This window comes from Chlamydiota bacterium (genome assembly GCA_016178055.1).
GTDB lineage: Bacteria > Auribacterota > JACPWU01 > JACPWU01 > JACPWU01 > JACOUC01.
The window spans coordinates 25,236-41,819 of sequence record JACOUC010000048.1 but is presented as its reverse complement, the minus strand read 5'-3'; the positions used below and the strand labels follow the sequence as shown (position 1 = coordinate 41,819).

The window sequence follows — 16,584 nt, the reverse complement described above, 5'->3', positions numbered from 1 at the left end:
TTCATCTCTTCATCACGACTCGCCTTCCCCTAAATTCAACCTTACCTTCAGCAATCAATTGAAGTGCTTGAGGGTAGAGTCGATGCTCAAGCTCTTGAATCCGAGCGTGCAAGGTTTCTGAATTGTCCGAATCTTCCACCCGAACCGCTTCCTGAAGAATAATCGGCCCGGTGTCTACTCCTCCATCGACTGCATGAACCGTACAACCTGTGATTTTGACTCCATAGTCTAAGGCCTGAGACCAGGCTTTTAATCCCCTGAAAGAAGGTAAAAGAGAAGGATGAATATTTAAAATCTTCCCTGAATAATTTTCAAAAAAAATCTCTTTCAAAACTCTCATAAATCCAGCAAGCACCACCCATGTAACCCCATGCTCTTTTAAACACGTTACATATTTTTTTTCTGCCTGAGGATCTAATCGTGTTTGATATTTTCCAGGAGGAATATAAAAATGAGGAATCCCTTTTTGTTTTGCCTTTTCAAGAATCAAGGCATTTTCAACATCTGAAATCACAACGACCATTTCAGCCTTAAGGACACCCCTGTCAATAGCGTCTGCAATCGCTTCGAAATTCGTTCCTCTCCCTGAACCTAAAATGCCAATCTTCAAATGAAAATCCGTTTTTTCTTGTTTTCCACTTGTTTTCCCTATAAAACCTGTAAGAATTTAAGAGGAAACATACTCGGAAGTCAAGAAGATAGACGCGAGACCACGGTCGACGGTCGACAGTCCGTACAATGGTCTGTGGTCCGTGGTCTGTGGTCTAAGGAGCAATAATGTCTTTCAAAATATTGATTGTCGATGATGATGAATCGATTCGCTATTCGGTTTCGAGAATGCTTTCTGAGGAAGGTTATAAGACCTTTTGCGCCTCTTCAGGGAAAGAGGCATTGGAGATGACTCTCGCGAGCTTACCCGACACCGTTCTAATGGACATTCGAATGGGCACGACTTCCGGACTTGAAACCTTGCGTGAGCTAAAAAAGGCAGATGAAAAACTTCCTGTTATTTTAATGACAGCCTTTGGAACCACTCAAACCGCTATCGAAGCAATGAAGCGGGGCGCCTTTGATTATATCCTAAAACCCTTTGAACCTGCTGAACTCAAAGATCTCATTCAAAAAGCCATTCATGCCAGAGTCTCCATGCATCAAAAAGTCATTTTTGAATCTGGACGAACTGTCAATCTCGAACAAGATTTGATTGTGGGATCTTCAAAAAAAATGCAAGAAGTTTATAAAATGATTGGGCAAATTGCTCCTAAAGATGTCTCGGTTCTGATCCGAGGAGAAAGTGGAACCGGAAAAGAGCTTGTCGCCCGAGCTATTTATCACCATAGTGGAAGAAAAGAGAAGCCCTTTTTACCGATTAACTGTGCGGCCATTCCAGAAGCCTTGTTAGAAAGCGAGCTCTTTGGCCATGAAAAAGGAGCCTTTACGGGGGCCTCTGCTCAAAGAATTGGAAAATTCGAGCAATGTGACGAGGGAACTATTTTCCTGGATGAAATCGGAGATCTTGCCCCATCGACTCAGGCCAAATTCCTTCGCGTTCTTCAGGAAAAGGAATTTCAAAGAGTGGGAGGAATCGCCACCATTCGAGTGAATGTAAGAGTGATCGCTGCTACCAATAAAAATTTAGAGGAGGCTATTCAAAAAAATGAATTTCGTGAGGATCTTTTTTATCGGCTCAATACGATTACCATCTGGCTTCCCCCGTTAAGAGAAAAAAAAGATGATGTTTCAGAACTCTGCCAATATTTTCTAAAACGATTTTCACTAGAATTTAATAAAGAAGTTCAAGGAATTCATACCGCCGCACTCAAGGCCCTCATCCATTATCCTTGGCCTGGGAACATTCGAGAACTTGAAAATACGCTGAAGCGAGCCGTTATTACAACCAAGGGAAATCTCATCCTTTTAGAAGATATTCAAATGACAGAGCCCTCTTCCATTTCCTCTAAAGGATCCGTTACGAAAGGGAATCTTCAAGCCATCGCCCAATCTATTTTAGACATCATTTTGGAAGTTCAAGCCCGTGGTGAACAAGGCGAAATCATGCATCATATCGAAAAAGAACTCATTAAACTGGCATTGAAACAGACCCAGGGAAATCAACTCAAGGCAGCACAGATACTAGGCATGAACCGATCTACTTTACGTAAAAAAATTGAAGCTTATAAAATCATCAAAGAAATTGTAGTCGATGAAAAACCTTAAAGGGTCACCGGTCATCGGTCACTGAAGACTGGAGACTGGTGACAGGCGATAAAATGAAGATTAATCCTGAAAAAGTCCTTAAGCACGCCGAGTCAAAACTCAAAGTCCTGCCAGAATCCGGAGATCAAGACTGGCTTTCGCTTTATAAAAAATTTCTTCACATAGAGATGCAGCGCCTTTTAATGGCGCATCGTTATGGGGTTTCAGGCCTTGAGATTGCGCAAGATCGAAGTTATCTCATGGATATTCTGATCCAACACATTTTTGAACTTGCCTGTAAAGAAGAAGAACTGCAACAAGGCCGACCTCAAACAACGGCTCCTTTTTCTCTCGTTGCCTTGGGAGGATATGGTCGAGCCACGTTAAATCCTTTTTCGGATATCGATATTCTTTTTCTTCTCAAAGAAAAATCTAACGCATTAGAAGATCGAATGATCAAGCCTATTCTCTACCTTCTGTGGGATAGTGGCCTTAAAGTAGGCCACGCAGTGAGAACCATTCCTGAAACCGTTGAAGAAGGACGACGAGACTTTAAATCACGCACGGCCATGATGGAGGCCCGCTTTATCACAGGGGATGAAATTCTCTTTCAAAAATTTAAAGAAAATTTTTCCCGAAACTGTTTGGCTTATGATCTCTCGTCCTACATTTCTTTCAAATTGGAAGAAATACGTCTTCGCCATGAAAAGTATCAAGGGACCGTTTATTTGCAAGAACCCCATATTAAAGAAGGCGTGGGCGGATTACGAGATCTTTCATCCATCCTTTGGCTCTATCAAGCCCTTTCGCGATACAACCATTTCGAAACATTATTAGAAAATGGAATTCTTTCTCAAAAAGACTTCAAAATGATTCAAAAGTCACTTGATTTTCTCCACCGGGTCAGAAATGAACTCCATTTCTTAACAGGAAAATGTTTTGATATTTTATCTTTAAATCTGCAGGTCAAAGTTGCTCAGAATCTAGGCTATCAAGATACCCCCCTTTTAAAAATGTCCGAAGGCTTCATGAAAGATTACTACCTTCATGCACGGAATGTCGATCTCGTTGTCCGTGCCTTATTGGCCAGAGAAGAAATTCAAACTCAACTCAAAATTCAATTCCCAGAGAAATTCATCCATCGACATGGGTTTTCATTTACCACAGAAGAAATCTTTCCTGGAACAAATCCAAATCTCTTTCGTGAAGAACCCCAAAAACTCTTCGAACTTTTTCTCTACTGTGCCCAAGGAAAATATCAACTCAGCCAAAGCCTCATTCAACAAATCAGGGAAAATCTCCATCTCGTTGATAAAAAAGTTCGAACTTCACCTCAAATTCGAGATATTTTTGTTAACTTAATGGGTTATGAGGGAGAAATCATCCCTGCACTGCGAGCCATGCATACTTGCGGTCTCTTGGGAAAATACATTCCTGAATTTGGACGGGCAACTTGTCTGGTTCAACATGATTTTTATCACAAATATACGCTGGATGAACATACGCTTAAAGCCCTCTCTTTCATGGACGACTTAAAAAAAACCCAGGATCCTCGCCTGAGTGGTTTCTCGGAAATTTTGAAAAAAGTGCAAGATCGAGAAGTTCTTTTTCTCGCCATATTTTTTCATGACATTGGCAAAATTCAAGGGCACAATCACTCGGTCACCGGGGCTAAAATAACGCAGGAAATTTTAAAAAAACTAGAATACGATTCTGAAAAAAGAGAGCGAATCCGACTCCTCGTAGAACATCATCTCGTCATGTCTCATCTTTCTCAAAGACGAGATCTTTCAGAAGAAAAGGTGATTGTCGATTTTTCGAAAAAGGTGGTCGATGTCGAAAATCTGAAAATGCTCGTTCTTTTGACCTATTGCGACTGGCGAGCCACCAGTGATGAGGTTTGGAACGAGTGGCGAGAGTCTCTTCTTTGGGAACTTTTTTACAAGACCAAGCGATATTTAGAAGAAAAAGTCATTCTTCTTCCTTCTGAAATCGAAGCCATTAAAAATTCTTATGTGGAAATCCTAACCCGAAAAAATATTCCACCCGATGAGACGCTTCAACATCTTGAAATGCTTCCTCTGAATTATCTTCAATCGTACCGACCAGAGACTATTTTAGAACACTTAAAGATCATCGCTGAAATTAAAAAAGAGGATCCTAAAATTCTCTGGGAATTTTTAGAAAAGACCAATACCACTGAACTGACCGTTTGCACCAAGGATCACATCGGGCTCTTCTCTGAACTGACCGGAGTGATTGCGAGCCAAGAGGTCAATATTTTAAGTGCCAATATCTTTACAAGAAAAGATGGAATTATCCTGGATAAATTCTCGCTTGAAAACCGTTATGAAAAAGGAATTCTACCCGAAAGAACCCGTAAGAAAATTGAAGAAGGAATGAAACAGATTATCCAAAAACAAATCACCATTGAAGGGCTCTTAAAATCAAAAGCATATTCTCAAAGAGAAAAGCCTGTAAGCATCAGCTCTCCTCTTATTAAGTTTGACAATGAAAGCTCTCTTGGAACCACCATCGTTGAAATTCAAGCCGATGACCAAATTGGACTTCTCTATAAAATCACACGAACCTTTTCAAAGTTAGGACTCAATATCCATCTGTCAAAAATTGCCACAGAAAAAAATCAAGCCCTTGATATCTTTTATCTGACCGATCCCAAAGGGGCAAAGATCAGCCAGCCCCAAGTCCAAAAAACCATTTCTGAAGAGATAGAAAAAGCCATTCGAGAAACCCTATTCTAAGAATTTATCTGTCTAATTACAAATCATCAGCTTGCAGTTAAGGGGAAGCTTCCGAGCCAACCCCTTCACAACATGGCCTCGAAGCATGTGATAAAATGCGGACCTACGGCTGGTCCCAACCATCACAGCCTCGACATAAAGATCTCGAGCTGCCTTCGCAATGGCTTCTGAAGAATTATGGGAAATGGTCCAGATCGGAATGATCTGAATATCTTTATCCTGTACCGCCTCGAGTGCAAATTTTAAGGTCCTAATCCCCTCTTCATTGGGCCGATGCGGTGTATCCCCAGCAAAAAGACCTGGCCATTCTTCGACATAGAGACAATAAATGGCAAGCTCCCCTTTCCCTTTTGCCCGGTTGACCCCCTCTTGAATGAGATTCACATTTTCTCCTCTCAAGGCAATTAAAGTCGTCGAAGAATAGAGCGGACGAAGATCGACGGCTTGAGATACACTCACAATATCTTTGCTGACCTCTTCTGCAAAATCTTCAGAGGCCTGAAAAGCCCTTGCTTGTATCCGCTGAATAGCTGGAACCCGCTGAAGTGCATCTAAAAACCAACCATTGCGAACCCCCACCGCGGTTAACATCCCAATCGCTGTTACAGAACCGCCAAAAAAGGTCGCCAATTCCTTTTCTCTAAGATTAATGCCCCAAGCAACAATCACAACCGCTGTTGTCAGGAGTCCAATCCAAAAACCAAATCCTCGAAGACGTAACTGCCACCGGACCACATCGAGCCCCAGGGAAGAAAAAACAAAGGCCCCCAAAAGACCAAAGGCATATAAATCGCCAAGGATGCTTAATTTCCCTTGAGTCATGATAATCACCCCCAAAGGGACGAGCGTTGCAATGATAATTGCAACATGGGGAGTATTAAATCGTGTATTACGTAGCGTAATAAACTTGGGGAGAAATCCACGATTGGCCAGAGAAAGAAAGACATGATAAGTTCCAATAATAGCGGTATTGGAAGCAAAGAGAAGGAGAGAAGAAGCCGAAAAGACCACGGCCAGCTTGGGCCAAAGCCCACCCACCGCAAAGGCAAGCTCTGAAATAAATCGCTCGCTTTCGTGAATTTTAACTTCGGGGGATAAAACAGCAATGGAGAGCGTCGTTAAAATAGGACTGGTGATCATCATGGTGATCATGACCGCAAGCATGGTCATCCATGCAGTTTTTCTTAAGGGAAAACGCATGGCCGGACTTAATTGACTGATACTTTCCAGGCCTGAAAAAGCAAGCCAGGCCGAAGCAAACCCAACGAGAATCTCGTAAGATGACAAAGGATGAACTGCATGAGAGAGCGAATGAAACGCATTCGTCCATTGGGTCTTGTCCATCACAGCAAATGCAATCGCTACCACCAATAAATCAGCGATCAGGGCACCCACAGCCATCACCAAAGAGAGAGCCGCACTTTCTCTAATTCCGATGATATTTAAAACGGCAAGGAAAACTGTTCCAATACAGGCCAAAAGAACAATATGATGATCGGCCAATGGAAAAAGACTCCCTAGGTATTGAAACCCCGACACAGAAGAAATCGCCGTCGTAAGAAAATAATCGACGATGATGAGCATTCCTCCCAAGCAGCCCCACATCGGTCCAAATGCCTTGGTGGCAACAGTGACAACCCCACCTCCTTCAGGATTTCGCCAAGAAATTTCGCTGTATTTAATCCCTAAAAGGATAAAACCAAATGCGGTGAGAAGGACAAAAAAAGGAGTGGCATCCTTTACATGTCCATAAAGAATCCCAGGGACATAGTAAATGGAGGTTCCAATATCGCAAAATACAACCGCCCATCCTAAAATCCAATTGAGATGTCGTGTGTCCCGTGTTAGCTGGATCATTGAGAAAGCAGTTTATCAAAATTGATTTTCAAGTTCTATCTGTTTCTAAAAAATGTTACTTCTACAGCAGATTGTCAGAAAATCGCCACTCTTAAAATTTTTTCAAAGTTTTTTTATATTCAAAAAAAAGTTTATTGCAGTTGGTATAAAAGATGCTAGATTATTAGCTCTGTTAACAATGATCACATGTTCTGTCATCCAAAATCACTGGATGACGGCTTTCTGTTAAAAGAATAGGAGATGGATCGTGAAACTGATTAAAGCAATTATTCAGCCGTTCAAGTTAAATGATGTGAAGGATGCCCTTCATAATCTCGGAGTCCAGGGAATGACAGTCACTGAGGTCAAGGGTTTTGGACGTCAGAAGGGTCATCATGAGATGTATCGAGGGAATGAATATGAACTAGAATTTATTCCCAAAGTCGAAATTGAAACGGTGGTGGCCAACGATATTGCAGATAAAGTCGTTCAAACCATTACGGAGGCGGCTCGGATGGGAAAGATCGGGGACGGAAAAATTTTCGTCATTCCGATTGAGAGTGCAATACGAATCAGGACGGGGGAGAGCGGCGAGAAGGCTCTCTAAAGCACCGAAGAGTTTTCCTGTCGTTGTTGGCTTTTCTAAGGGGTCAGGTTTTAAAATCTTCAAGGAAAGAAGGAGGACTTATGGCAGTAGTAGGAACAACTAAAAAATCCGGGTGGGCAGTGTTCTGGTTTTTACTGGGATTTACGATTTTTGGAACGGCTGCGGTAGGCACAGGCATCATCGGCTTACTTGCAGGATCAGCATTGATTGTATTGTCGGGCTTTACCTTTAGAGCTGCCCGAAGAGAGGAGGGTGTATGAGACTGATCGGAATTCTCTTTGTATTAGGAGGCTGGGTCCTGGCCATGTCTGGCTTATTCATGACCTCTTCTAATGCCGGCCGGCTTATTTTTGCTTGTGCGGGTATCGCTGTATCGATCTTTGGAATTTTAGGCATCTTGAACCGTTATTATTTAGCACGTGCCATCTGGAAGAAATAAAAAAGGAGAATAATTGATATGAAATCGTTAAAGATGAAGGCCAGAATCCTTCTAGCCGTTATTGGAATCGGCACATTTTTATCGTGCGCTGCTTCCTTAAGGGCAGGTGCATTAACAGAGGAAGATTTAAGTGCAGTCAAAGGTCCTGATACGACTGAAATAGCGGCCAAAGGTGATCCTGGAGCAGAGATGACAGGAACAGCCAATGATGTCACTATCTCTGACACAAAAAAAGGTTTGTCACTGGCAGATCTCGTCAATCAGGTGGGACAAAATAAGATCGCAATTAATTTTGTATGGACACTGATCGCTGGATTTTTGGTGATGTTCATGCAGGCTGGTTTTGCTCTCGTTGAAACGGGTCTCATAAGAGCAAAAAATGCGAACCATACCATGATGATGAATTTTATGGTCTATGGCTTAGGGTTGTTTGCTTATTACGTTTGTGGATTTGCCATTCAAATGGGGGGATGCGCACCGATCGCAAATTTGGGGGGCGTTTACCCCCTAAACGGTGAATTTACGATGAATCTTTTTGGAAAGCCATGGGCTTTATTTGGCACAAAGGGGTTTTTCTTGAGCGGGACTACCTATGATGTCGGTGCCCTGGTTCTTTTCTTATTCCAAATGGTATTCATGGATACCACCACCACCATCGTGACAGGTTCTTGCGCAGAACGCTGGAAATACTCAGCCTTTTGCATTTCCACCATTTTCTTAGGAGCCCTGGTTTATCCTTTATTCGGCAACTGGGCTTGGGGATGCGGATGGCTTTCTCAGCTTGGAGTTAACTTTAATCTGGGTCATGGATATTGTGATTTTGCAGGATCCGGTGTTGTGCACTCTATCGGAGGCGTCACCGCACTTGCAGTCTCAATGATTCTGGGTCCTCGCATCGGAAAATTCAACAAAAACGGGACACCCAATGCCATCCCGGGACATGACATCGTTTTAGTCCTTTGCGGATGTTTTATCCTTGCGTTTGGTTGGTTTGGATTTAATCCAGGAAGCACCCTCGGAGCTTCGGGTAATGGAGCCTTACGCATTGGAAGCATTGCTGTCAACACCATGTTAGCAGGGTGCACGGGTTCTTTCGGAGCTCTTCTTTACATGTGGATGCGCTATGGAAAGCCCGATGCATCAATGGCCGGAAATGGCTTACTGGCAGGACTCGTTGCAATTACCGCACCCAGTGGTTTTGTGAATCCCTTGGCTGCAGCCGTCATCGGTTGGATCGCTGGCATTCTCGTATGCTTATCGGTTGAATTCCTTGACCGTGTTCCAAGAATCGATGATCCGGTCGGAGCTATGTCCGTTCATGGAGTTAACGGTTTATGGGGTGTTGTCTCCGTAGGACTCTTTGCCGATGGACGAAGCAATTACGGTGGAAGTTGGAATGGGGTTAGCGGAGGCGTCAAAGGCTTGTTTTATGGAGATCCAGGTCAGCTCGTCGCACAGCTCATTGGTGTCGCTACACTCGTGGGAATTATATTTACTCTGTCCTTCGTGTTTAATTGGATTGTTGATGCTGTGGTTGGGCAGCGTTCGAGTGCTCAGGCGGAAATGGAAGGACTCGATATTCCAGAAATGGGCGCTCTGTGCTATCCTGATTTCCAATTAAAAGCTGAATAGGAGGATATATGAACGGAACATTACTTACTTTAGTTGTCTCGATTGTGCTCTTCATTGCTCTAGGCGTATATAAGTCAGGGAAGAGCATATTCAGTAAATAAAGGGATGTGATATGATGAAGGGCGTGTGAGGAGACCCACACGCCCTTTTTCTTTTCTAAAAGAATTTAATTTAAATTAGACCCATTTTGATTTGTAGTCGCCCCATTTATGGGGCCGTTACATGGACTGCCCGATAAATCGGGCGACTACAAAAAAAGTATGATGGGGAGAACTTTCGCTTCCAAACGATAATCTAGAAAGATTATTGAAATTTATATGATTGAAAACGCCTATCAAAAATTAAAAGAAGGACACTTCGAAAGAGCGATTGAAGCTTTTAGCGAATGTGTCGCTCAAAATTCCCTTCAGGCGAATGCCTACGAGGGACGTGCACAAGCCTATTTTCAACTTAAAAACTGGTCTTTGTCCCTCTCTGATTTTTCTAAAGCCAAAGAACTTAATCCCGACAATCTGGAAAATTGGATTGGAGTAGCGATGAGTCTGGCCATGCATAACAAGATTTATGAAGCGATTGGAGTTTTTGACGCCTTACTTTCAAATCATCCAAAATATGTTCGAGGATACATTCAGCTCGGTCAGCTCTATTACCGTCTGGGGATTATTGCCAAAGGACATCAACAAATGGAAAAAGCCCTAATCTCGGATCCATCGTTATCCGAAAGGCGAACGATCGAAAAGATTCAAAAAGAGCAGAAAGAATTGGATAAAAGGCGTTTTTATCGCCCTGACTTTGAGGCCCTACGCCAAAAAAATCTTTCATCAAAGAATAATTGGTTCAAGACGATACTAAATTTATTTAAAAAAAGTGAGAAGCAGGAGTTAGAAGAGTAGTTCTTTTAACTTTCAACTTTAAACTTTTAACTTTTTTAAGCTGTTCCTTTTTCTCCAACCTGATCAAAAAACATCAAAAATATTTCGTAAGCATAAGTAAATTTAGCTCAAAAATTTCGGCACTAAAATTGCTTAAAATTGCTAATGAATTTATGCAGTGTTTATTATTAAACAAATAAATTTGTTTAACTTAAAAACAAAAGTTGCTAGGATGTTCGGGTTTTTCTGGCCCGTTAGAATAGGAGGTTAAGGTGAAGAAGGTTGAATGTGTTGTGAAGCCGTTTAAACTCGAAGAGATTAAAGAAGCGTTGTCCGAATTAGGCGTCAGCGGTATGACGGTGAGCGAAGTAAAGGGATTTGGTCGACAAAAAGGTCATACAGAACTTTACCGAGGAAGTGAGTATACAGTCGATTTTTTGCCCAAGATCAAGCTGGAAATTGTCTTACCGGACGATCTCGTAGAAAAAGCGATTCAGACCATCCTGAATGTTGCCAAGACGGGAAACATTGGAGATGGGAAGATTTTCATCTATCCTATTCAAGAAGCCATTCGGATTCGAACGGGTGAAAAAGGGGAAAAGGCTATTTAATTGAGTCTAAAAAGGAGGCGCTTTAAGATGACAGCAAAAGAAGTGATACAGATGCTCAAGGAAAAAAAAATTCAAATCGTTGATCTGAAATTCAACGATTTCCCAGGGACGTGGCAGCATTTTTCTGTCCCAACTCATGAATTGACAGAAGAAGTTTTTGAAGAAGGACTTGGATTTGATGGTTCCAGTATCCGTGGCTGGCAAGCCATTCACGCCAGTGACATGTTGGTGATGCCAGATCCTGACACCGCTATGATCGATCCTTTTAATCAAAGACCTACCCTCTCTCTATTATGTAACATCATTGACCCCATTACCAAGGAGCGTTATACCCGAGATCCTCGCAATATTGCTCAGAAGGCCGAAAGTTATCTTAAGAGCACAGGACTGGGCGATACTGCTTACATTGGACCTGAACCTGAGTTTTTTATTTTTGACGGTGTTCGTTTTGATCAAAATAGCCATGAAGGTTATTACCACATCGAATCTCGAGAAGGTATTTGGGAAAGTGGAAGAAGTGATCTTCCAAATCTCGGCTATAAGCCCCGGCATAAAGAAGGTTATTTTCCTGTTGCCCCAACGGATCAACTTCAGGACATTCGAAATGAAATGATCATGGTCATGGAACAATGTGGAATTACCATTGAACGCCAGCATCATGAAGTTGCAACGGCCGGTCAGGCTGAAATTGATCTTCGGTTCGATTCACTAACACGTATGGCTGATAAAACCATGCTTTACAAGTACGTTGTTAAAAATATCGCCTGGAAGTATGGAAAAACAGCGACCTTTATGCCCAAGCCTCTCTTTGGAGATAACGGTTCAGGAATGCATACCCATCAAAGTATTTGGAAGGGTGGAAAACCCCTCTTTGCTGGAAAGGGTTATGCAGGTTTAAGCGATATGTGTCTTTATTATATCGGAGGCATTCTCAAGCATGCAGCAGCGCTCTGCGCGATTGTTGCACCCACAACCAACTCTTACAAGAGATTGGTTCCGGGCTATGAAGCTCCGGTCAACCTCGCTTACTCTTCGAGAAATCGAAGTGCTTCCATTCGTATTCCAATGTATTCGGCCAATCCCAAAGCCAAACGCATTGAAGTCCGGTTTCCGGATCCTTCCTGCAACCCTTACTTGGCTTTTTCAGCCATGTTAATGGCCGGGCTCGATGGAATTCAAAATAAGATTCATCCCGGGGAACCTTTGGACAAGAACATTTATGATCTTCCTCCTCAGGAATTAAAGAAGGTACCCAGTGTTCCTTCTTCTCTTGACGCTTCGTTGAAAGCCTTAGAAAAGGATCATGAATTCTTACTCAAGGGAGATGTTTTTACACAGGATGTGCTTGATACATGGATCGAGTACAAGACCAGAAATGAGTTTGATGCGGTCCGTTTAAGACCCCATCCTTATGAATTCTTCTTGTATTATGATGCTTAAGGTATAGCGTTTAGCGGACAGCGGATAGCGTTCGAGAGAAAAACATATCCGCTGTCTTTTTTTCTTACCTCGTACATACCATACCCCTTATTATTCATAGAGATTTTTGAAGAACTCTATTCACAAATCATCTTCTACTGCAATAGGTTATGAAAATCAATATATTTTCCGAGATATAGCTCGGAAAATATATACCCGAAAACAGCGATAGAAAGCCGTCATTGCGAGGCAGATCCGAATCAATCTCGTCTGTCCGCCCAAGATTGCTTCGCAATGACAAGCGGGAGACTTCATCTTCAAAGGTTTTCCACCCAATTTAATTTTTCTATCGCAGAATTTTGGATATATGTCAATCTTACAAAACACCGTAATAGTTTATAAATGCCATTCTCCTTCAAGGGAACCGAGGCGGTTTTTGGGGGCGTTGAAGTCGCTCGCGAGCAGGGTACTTCGACAAATAGTCGAGCTAGAGCGAACGACTCAGCCCGAGCTCGTCCCGATCGCTGGTCTCAGACGAGCGTCCCCGACAGAAACTGCCTCGGTTCCCGAAACTAAACTATTCCAAAACGCCTTTTCACTTCCACATCCCTCGGTGATTTTTTTTAGCTTCCTCCAAGGCCTTCTTAAAATCATGGGCATGTTTCACGTCAGGACGAATGGTTAAAAGCCTCGCATATCCCTGACGAACCAATGCTTCATTAACAAAAAAGTCATCGACATACACATAAGCGAGCACGCGACCATATTTATCAAATTTCTCAACATCTCGTTCAAGATGAACTTTTTTCCCTTCTACCCATTTTTCATTAAGGGCCTTTGCCTCTTCAGCAAAAGGCTGAGGTCGATAAATCCAACGTCCATTCTTTTTTTCTCTGACTTCAGGGGTGTCGATTCCGATATATCGGACAAGCTCCCCAGTCTCAAGCTCAATCGTGTCTCCATCAATCACTCGAGTCACGTAATAATTTTTATCGTCTGATTTTCCTATATGCAAAAAGGACAAGAAAAATAAAAACCCTATCAACCCCCTCTTTAAAAAAAAACTTCTCAACACTTTTTTAATTTTCATTCTCACTCCTTTTTACAATCAAATTTTGATCATAAATATGTCTGACCCTTGTTGCAAAATGGTCTAACAACTTATAAAATTGCTCGGGATCAAGAGCCCTATTCATCTTCCTTTGAATTTTAATCACTAATTCTTCATCCTTTGGAAGAAAATCCGTTGGACGATTTTTAATGAGACGCAAAGTGCATTCCACCTCCCGATAAAAAAGATAGGCTTTCATCAAAAAATCAACTTCTTCACCTGAAATAAGATTTCTAGAAGAAAGTTTCTCAAGTAATTTCAAGGTATGTGTCTCTTTTAACTCTGAATATTTTCGACCCCATTTTAATTGAAGAAATTGGGCCAAAAATTCAATGTCCAATAAACCTCCCAGCCCTGATTTTAGTTCAAAACCTTCTCGAACCCCTCGACAACGTTCCTGGACAATCTGGTCTCGAATACTTCTAATTTCTTGTGCCTGACTCTGACTCACGGGAGATTTGAAGATAAAATCTCCTAGAATTTTCATGATGTTTTTCCCTAAAGAATCTATTCCCACAATCCATCGGGCACGCGTCAAGGCCATTCTTTCCCAAATTGAATTAGAATTCTGATAATAAGATTTAAATGTTTCAATGTCTTGAACCAAAGGACCTTTGCTTCCATCCGGTCTTAGTCGAGGATCCATTTTATAAATCGGTCCCTCTAAAGAACTCCTCTCAAGAATCTCTAAGATAATTGAACCCAGTCTATTTGCATCCTCCAAATGAGCTGCATCCGTTTCACAAACAAAAACAATATCTAGATCAGAACCATACCCCAATTCCCTTCCCCCTAACTTTCCAAGTCCGACCACTCCAAAAGAAGGGGGTTTTTTTCGATACCTTTTTCTAAAAATTTGAACGGCCATCTTAAAAGCATCCCCTACCATTCTTTCAGCTAAGAGACTCAACTGTTCGAGGATTTCCATGCAAAGATTAAAACCTAAAATGTCCCTTAAGCCTGTTTTTAACATCTCTAAATTTTTGTAATCACTCAAAGCCATAATCTTTTTTTCCAAAGAGATGGAGCTATCGATCACTTCTAAAAGACCTGAATGCCTTGCCTCGTCTAAACCCTTCTCGTCTAAAATCCCGGAGGTAAGACAGTCAAAATAATTTGGATTTCTGATTAAAATTTCTGTTAAAAGAAGGCTGGTTCCAAAAAGCATGATTAAAAGATCTAAGATACGAGGGGAAGCTCTCAACATTTCATAGAAAACATGCCTGGCTTTATAGGAAGAGACAAAACGTTCAAAGCCAATGAGGGCTTGATCTGGATCCAATGCCTTCTTTAAAGACTCGATGAATTGAGGAAGGATTTCTTGAAAGATTTTTGAATCGGCTGATACAAGAACTTCCTCGGTTCCATTTCGAAGGAGAAGCAAATTGCGCTTAGCACTTTCAATATTCTTGAACCCACAATTTGTTAAGAGAACTTCCTCCTCTTCGGAAAGACGCTTTCTCTCAAAAAGATGTCCGAATAAAATAGACGAATGATCCCCACTTTTTAAAAAGCTCAAAGACTTAAAAAGATCCTGATAAAATTGATGAACCCATTGAGTCTCTCGATCATAATCTCTTAAAAAGGCCTCGGGAGTCGAATAACCTAAACATTGACTAAAAAGAAAAAGTTTTTTTGAATCTTCTGGCAAGACATGCGTCTGTCTTTCAAATTCAAGTTGAAGTGCATGCTCAACACGCCTCAAAAAAAGATAAGCGCGCTTCAAATTTTGCGATGTTTTTTCTTGAAGAAGACCTGATTTGGCCAAATAAAAAAGGGCGTCAAGCGAGCCTCTTTGTCTTAAAGACTCCCTCTTTCCGCCATAAAGAAGCTGGAGAATTTGGACCCCAAATTCAATTTCACGAATACCCCCTTCCCCCAATTTAACATCCCTCCCCTTCTTGTTTCGACCTGCGACCTCCTCATCAATTTTTGTTTTAATAAGCCTCATATCCTCAAGGGCCATGTGATCCATGTACTTTCGATAGATAAAAGGTTCTACCCTCTTTAAAAATTCCTCGCCCATCTGTTCATCTCCAGCCGCACATCTTCCCTTCATCAAGGCCTGCCTTTCCCAACTGGCTCCCCAACTTGCATAATAATGTTCATAACTCTCGAGAGACCTGACCAAGGGTCCGGTCGGCCCTTCAGGTCTTAGACGCGTATCCACACGATAAAGATAGCCTTCTTGAGTTCTCTCGCTTAATATTTTTAAAATGCCTTGAGCCAACTGAGTGAAAAAAATATGGTTATCTAAAACTCCCAAATTTCCTCCGGATGTTTTCCCCTCAAAGGAATAAACAAACATCATATCGATATCCGAACTGAAATTCAGTTCAAGCCCTCCCCATTTCCCCATCGCAATCACAGCCAAATTAGAAATTTGATGAGGTTCATTTTCATTTTTGGGAGAACCAAATTTCTTTTCCATGTCCTCTTTGGAAAATTGATACGCCCATTCCAAGCAAATATCGGCAAGAAGGGATAGCTCGCATATTGTTTCTTCGATTGACTCTTTTTGAAGCAAATCCTTAAGACCGATTCGAAGCATGTGACGACGTTTAAACCTTTTAAGCGCATTGAGCCGGGCAGGCCAGGACATCAGATTCTTAAGGGTATTGTCAATATCTTGACGAAAGGCCTCTTTATCCCACGAAACCTCAAGAATTTGGGGGTCAAAAACCCAAGAAAAATATTCTGGGTTTTTAATTAAACTTTCAGAAAGGGCAGGACTCATTGAGAAAAGATGGACTAGAATCTCACGCGTACGCGGAACCTTTTTCAAAAAAGAATACAACATCTCGGGATGGGTATGAACGCAGGCAAATCGCTCGAAATAATTTAAGGCCTGATTGGGAGAAGGAATTTTTCCAAAAAGAGGTAAAAGAAAATGAATGAGATCCAGACCTTCTTCTTGAGAACGGGTTTCTTTAATTAATGAAGCGAGGTCACGAAAAGCTTGATCAGGATCAGAAAAACCACATTGACGAAGGAAACGGCTAATTTGAGAGGTGTACTTCCCAGAGAGGAGATTATCTTTTAAGAACTTTACATCTAAACAAGAATGATTTGATTTTCTCTTTTTCGCATTTCCCACAA

General features: G+C 41.7%; 13 protein-coding genes. 9 read left to right on the top strand and 4 right to left on the bottom strand.

Annotation, left to right across the window (positions count from 1 at the left end):
* Position 1: 1 nt before the first annotated feature.
* Positions 2-652, bottom strand: a complete 651-nt coding sequence (locus tag HYS07_07700) for a phosphoribosylglycinamide formyltransferase (protein MBI1871059.1) — start codon at positions 650-652, stop codon at positions 2-4.
* A gap of 125 nt (positions 653-777) precedes the next feature.
* Between HYS07_07700 and HYS07_07695 the strand changes: the two genes are divergently transcribed.
* Positions 778-2,217, top strand: a complete 1,440-nt coding sequence (locus HYS07_07695) for a sigma-54-dependent Fis family transcriptional regulator (GenBank protein MBI1871058.1) — start codon at positions 778-780, stop codon at positions 2,215-2,217.
* A gap of 53 nt (positions 2,218-2,270) precedes the next feature.
* Positions 2,271-4,958: a [protein-PII] uridylyltransferase gene (gene glnD, locus HYS07_07690; protein ID MBI1871057.1), complete on the top strand. Its 2,688-nt coding sequence runs from the start codon at positions 2,271-2,273 to the stop codon at positions 4,956-4,958.
* Positions 4,959-4,970: 12 nt separating this feature from the next.
* On the opposite strand, the gene HYS07_07685 is transcribed toward glnD, so the two are convergent.
* Entirely contained in the window at positions 4,971-6,815 is a 1,845-nt protein-coding gene (locus HYS07_07685; protein MBI1871056.1) for a universal stress protein, read from the bottom strand.
* A gap of 247 nt (positions 6,816-7,062) precedes the next feature.
* On the opposite strand from HYS07_07685, the gene HYS07_07680 reads away from it, so the two are divergent.
* The 7 genes from HYS07_07680 (at position 7,063) to glnA (ending at position 12,395) form a co-directional block, all read left to right on the top strand.
* A complete protein-coding gene (locus HYS07_07680; protein ID MBI1871055.1) occupies positions 7,063-7,401 on the top strand; it encodes a P-II family nitrogen regulator in 339 nt (112 codons plus the stop codon).
* 80 nt (positions 7,402-7,481) lie between these two features.
* Positions 7,482-7,661 carry a hypothetical protein gene (locus HYS07_07675; protein MBI1871054.1) on the top strand — a complete coding sequence of 60 codons (180 nt, stop codon included), beginning with the start codon at positions 7,482-7,484 and terminating at the stop codon, positions 7,659-7,661.
* Positions 7,658-7,840, top strand: coding sequence for a hypothetical protein (locus HYS07_07670; GenBank protein ID MBI1871053.1), 183 nt, complete (start codon positions 7,658-7,660; stop codon positions 7,838-7,840). The genes HYS07_07675 and HYS07_07670 overlap by 4 nt, the downstream gene beginning before the upstream one ends.
* Before the next feature lie 18 nt (positions 7,841-7,858).
* A complete protein-coding gene (locus tag HYS07_07665) occupies positions 7,859-9,472 on the top strand; it encodes an ammonium transporter (protein ID MBI1871052.1) in 1,614 nt (537 codons plus the stop codon).
* 317 nt (positions 9,473-9,789) lie between these two features.
* Positions 9,790-10,365 carry a tetratricopeptide repeat protein gene (locus HYS07_07660; GenBank protein ID MBI1871051.1) on the top strand — a complete coding sequence of 192 codons (576 nt, stop codon included), beginning with the start codon at positions 9,790-9,792 and terminating at the stop codon, positions 10,363-10,365.
* A 251-nt stretch (positions 10,366-10,616) separates the two neighbouring features.
* On the top strand, positions 10,617-10,955 hold the full coding sequence (locus HYS07_07655) for a P-II family nitrogen regulator (protein ID MBI1871050.1): 339 nt from the start codon (positions 10,617-10,619) through the stop codon (positions 10,953-10,955).
* A 27-nt stretch (positions 10,956-10,982) separates the two neighbouring features.
* A complete protein-coding gene (gene glnA / locus HYS07_07650; GenBank protein MBI1871049.1) occupies positions 10,983-12,395 on the top strand; it encodes a type I glutamate--ammonia ligase in 1,413 nt (470 codons plus the stop codon).
* A gap of 574 nt (positions 12,396-12,969) precedes the next feature.
* On the opposite strand, the gene HYS07_07645 is transcribed toward glnA, so the two are convergent.
* Both HYS07_07645 and glnE read right to left on the bottom strand, forming a co-directional pair.
* On the bottom strand, positions 12,970-13,464 hold the full coding sequence (locus HYS07_07645) for a thermonuclease family protein (protein ID MBI1871048.1): 495 nt from the start codon (positions 13,462-13,464) through the stop codon (positions 12,970-12,972).
* Positions 13,454-16,582 (bottom strand): bifunctional [glutamate--ammonia ligase]-adenylyl-L-tyrosine phosphorylase/[glutamate--ammonia-ligase] adenylyltransferase, encoded by a 3,129-nt coding sequence (gene glnE / locus HYS07_07640; protein MBI1871047.1) that lies wholly within the window; start codon positions 16,580-16,582, stop codon positions 13,454-13,456. Before glnE ends, HYS07_07645 begins: the two co-directional genes overlap by 11 nt.
* Between the last annotated feature and the right edge of the window lie 2 nt (positions 16,583-16,584).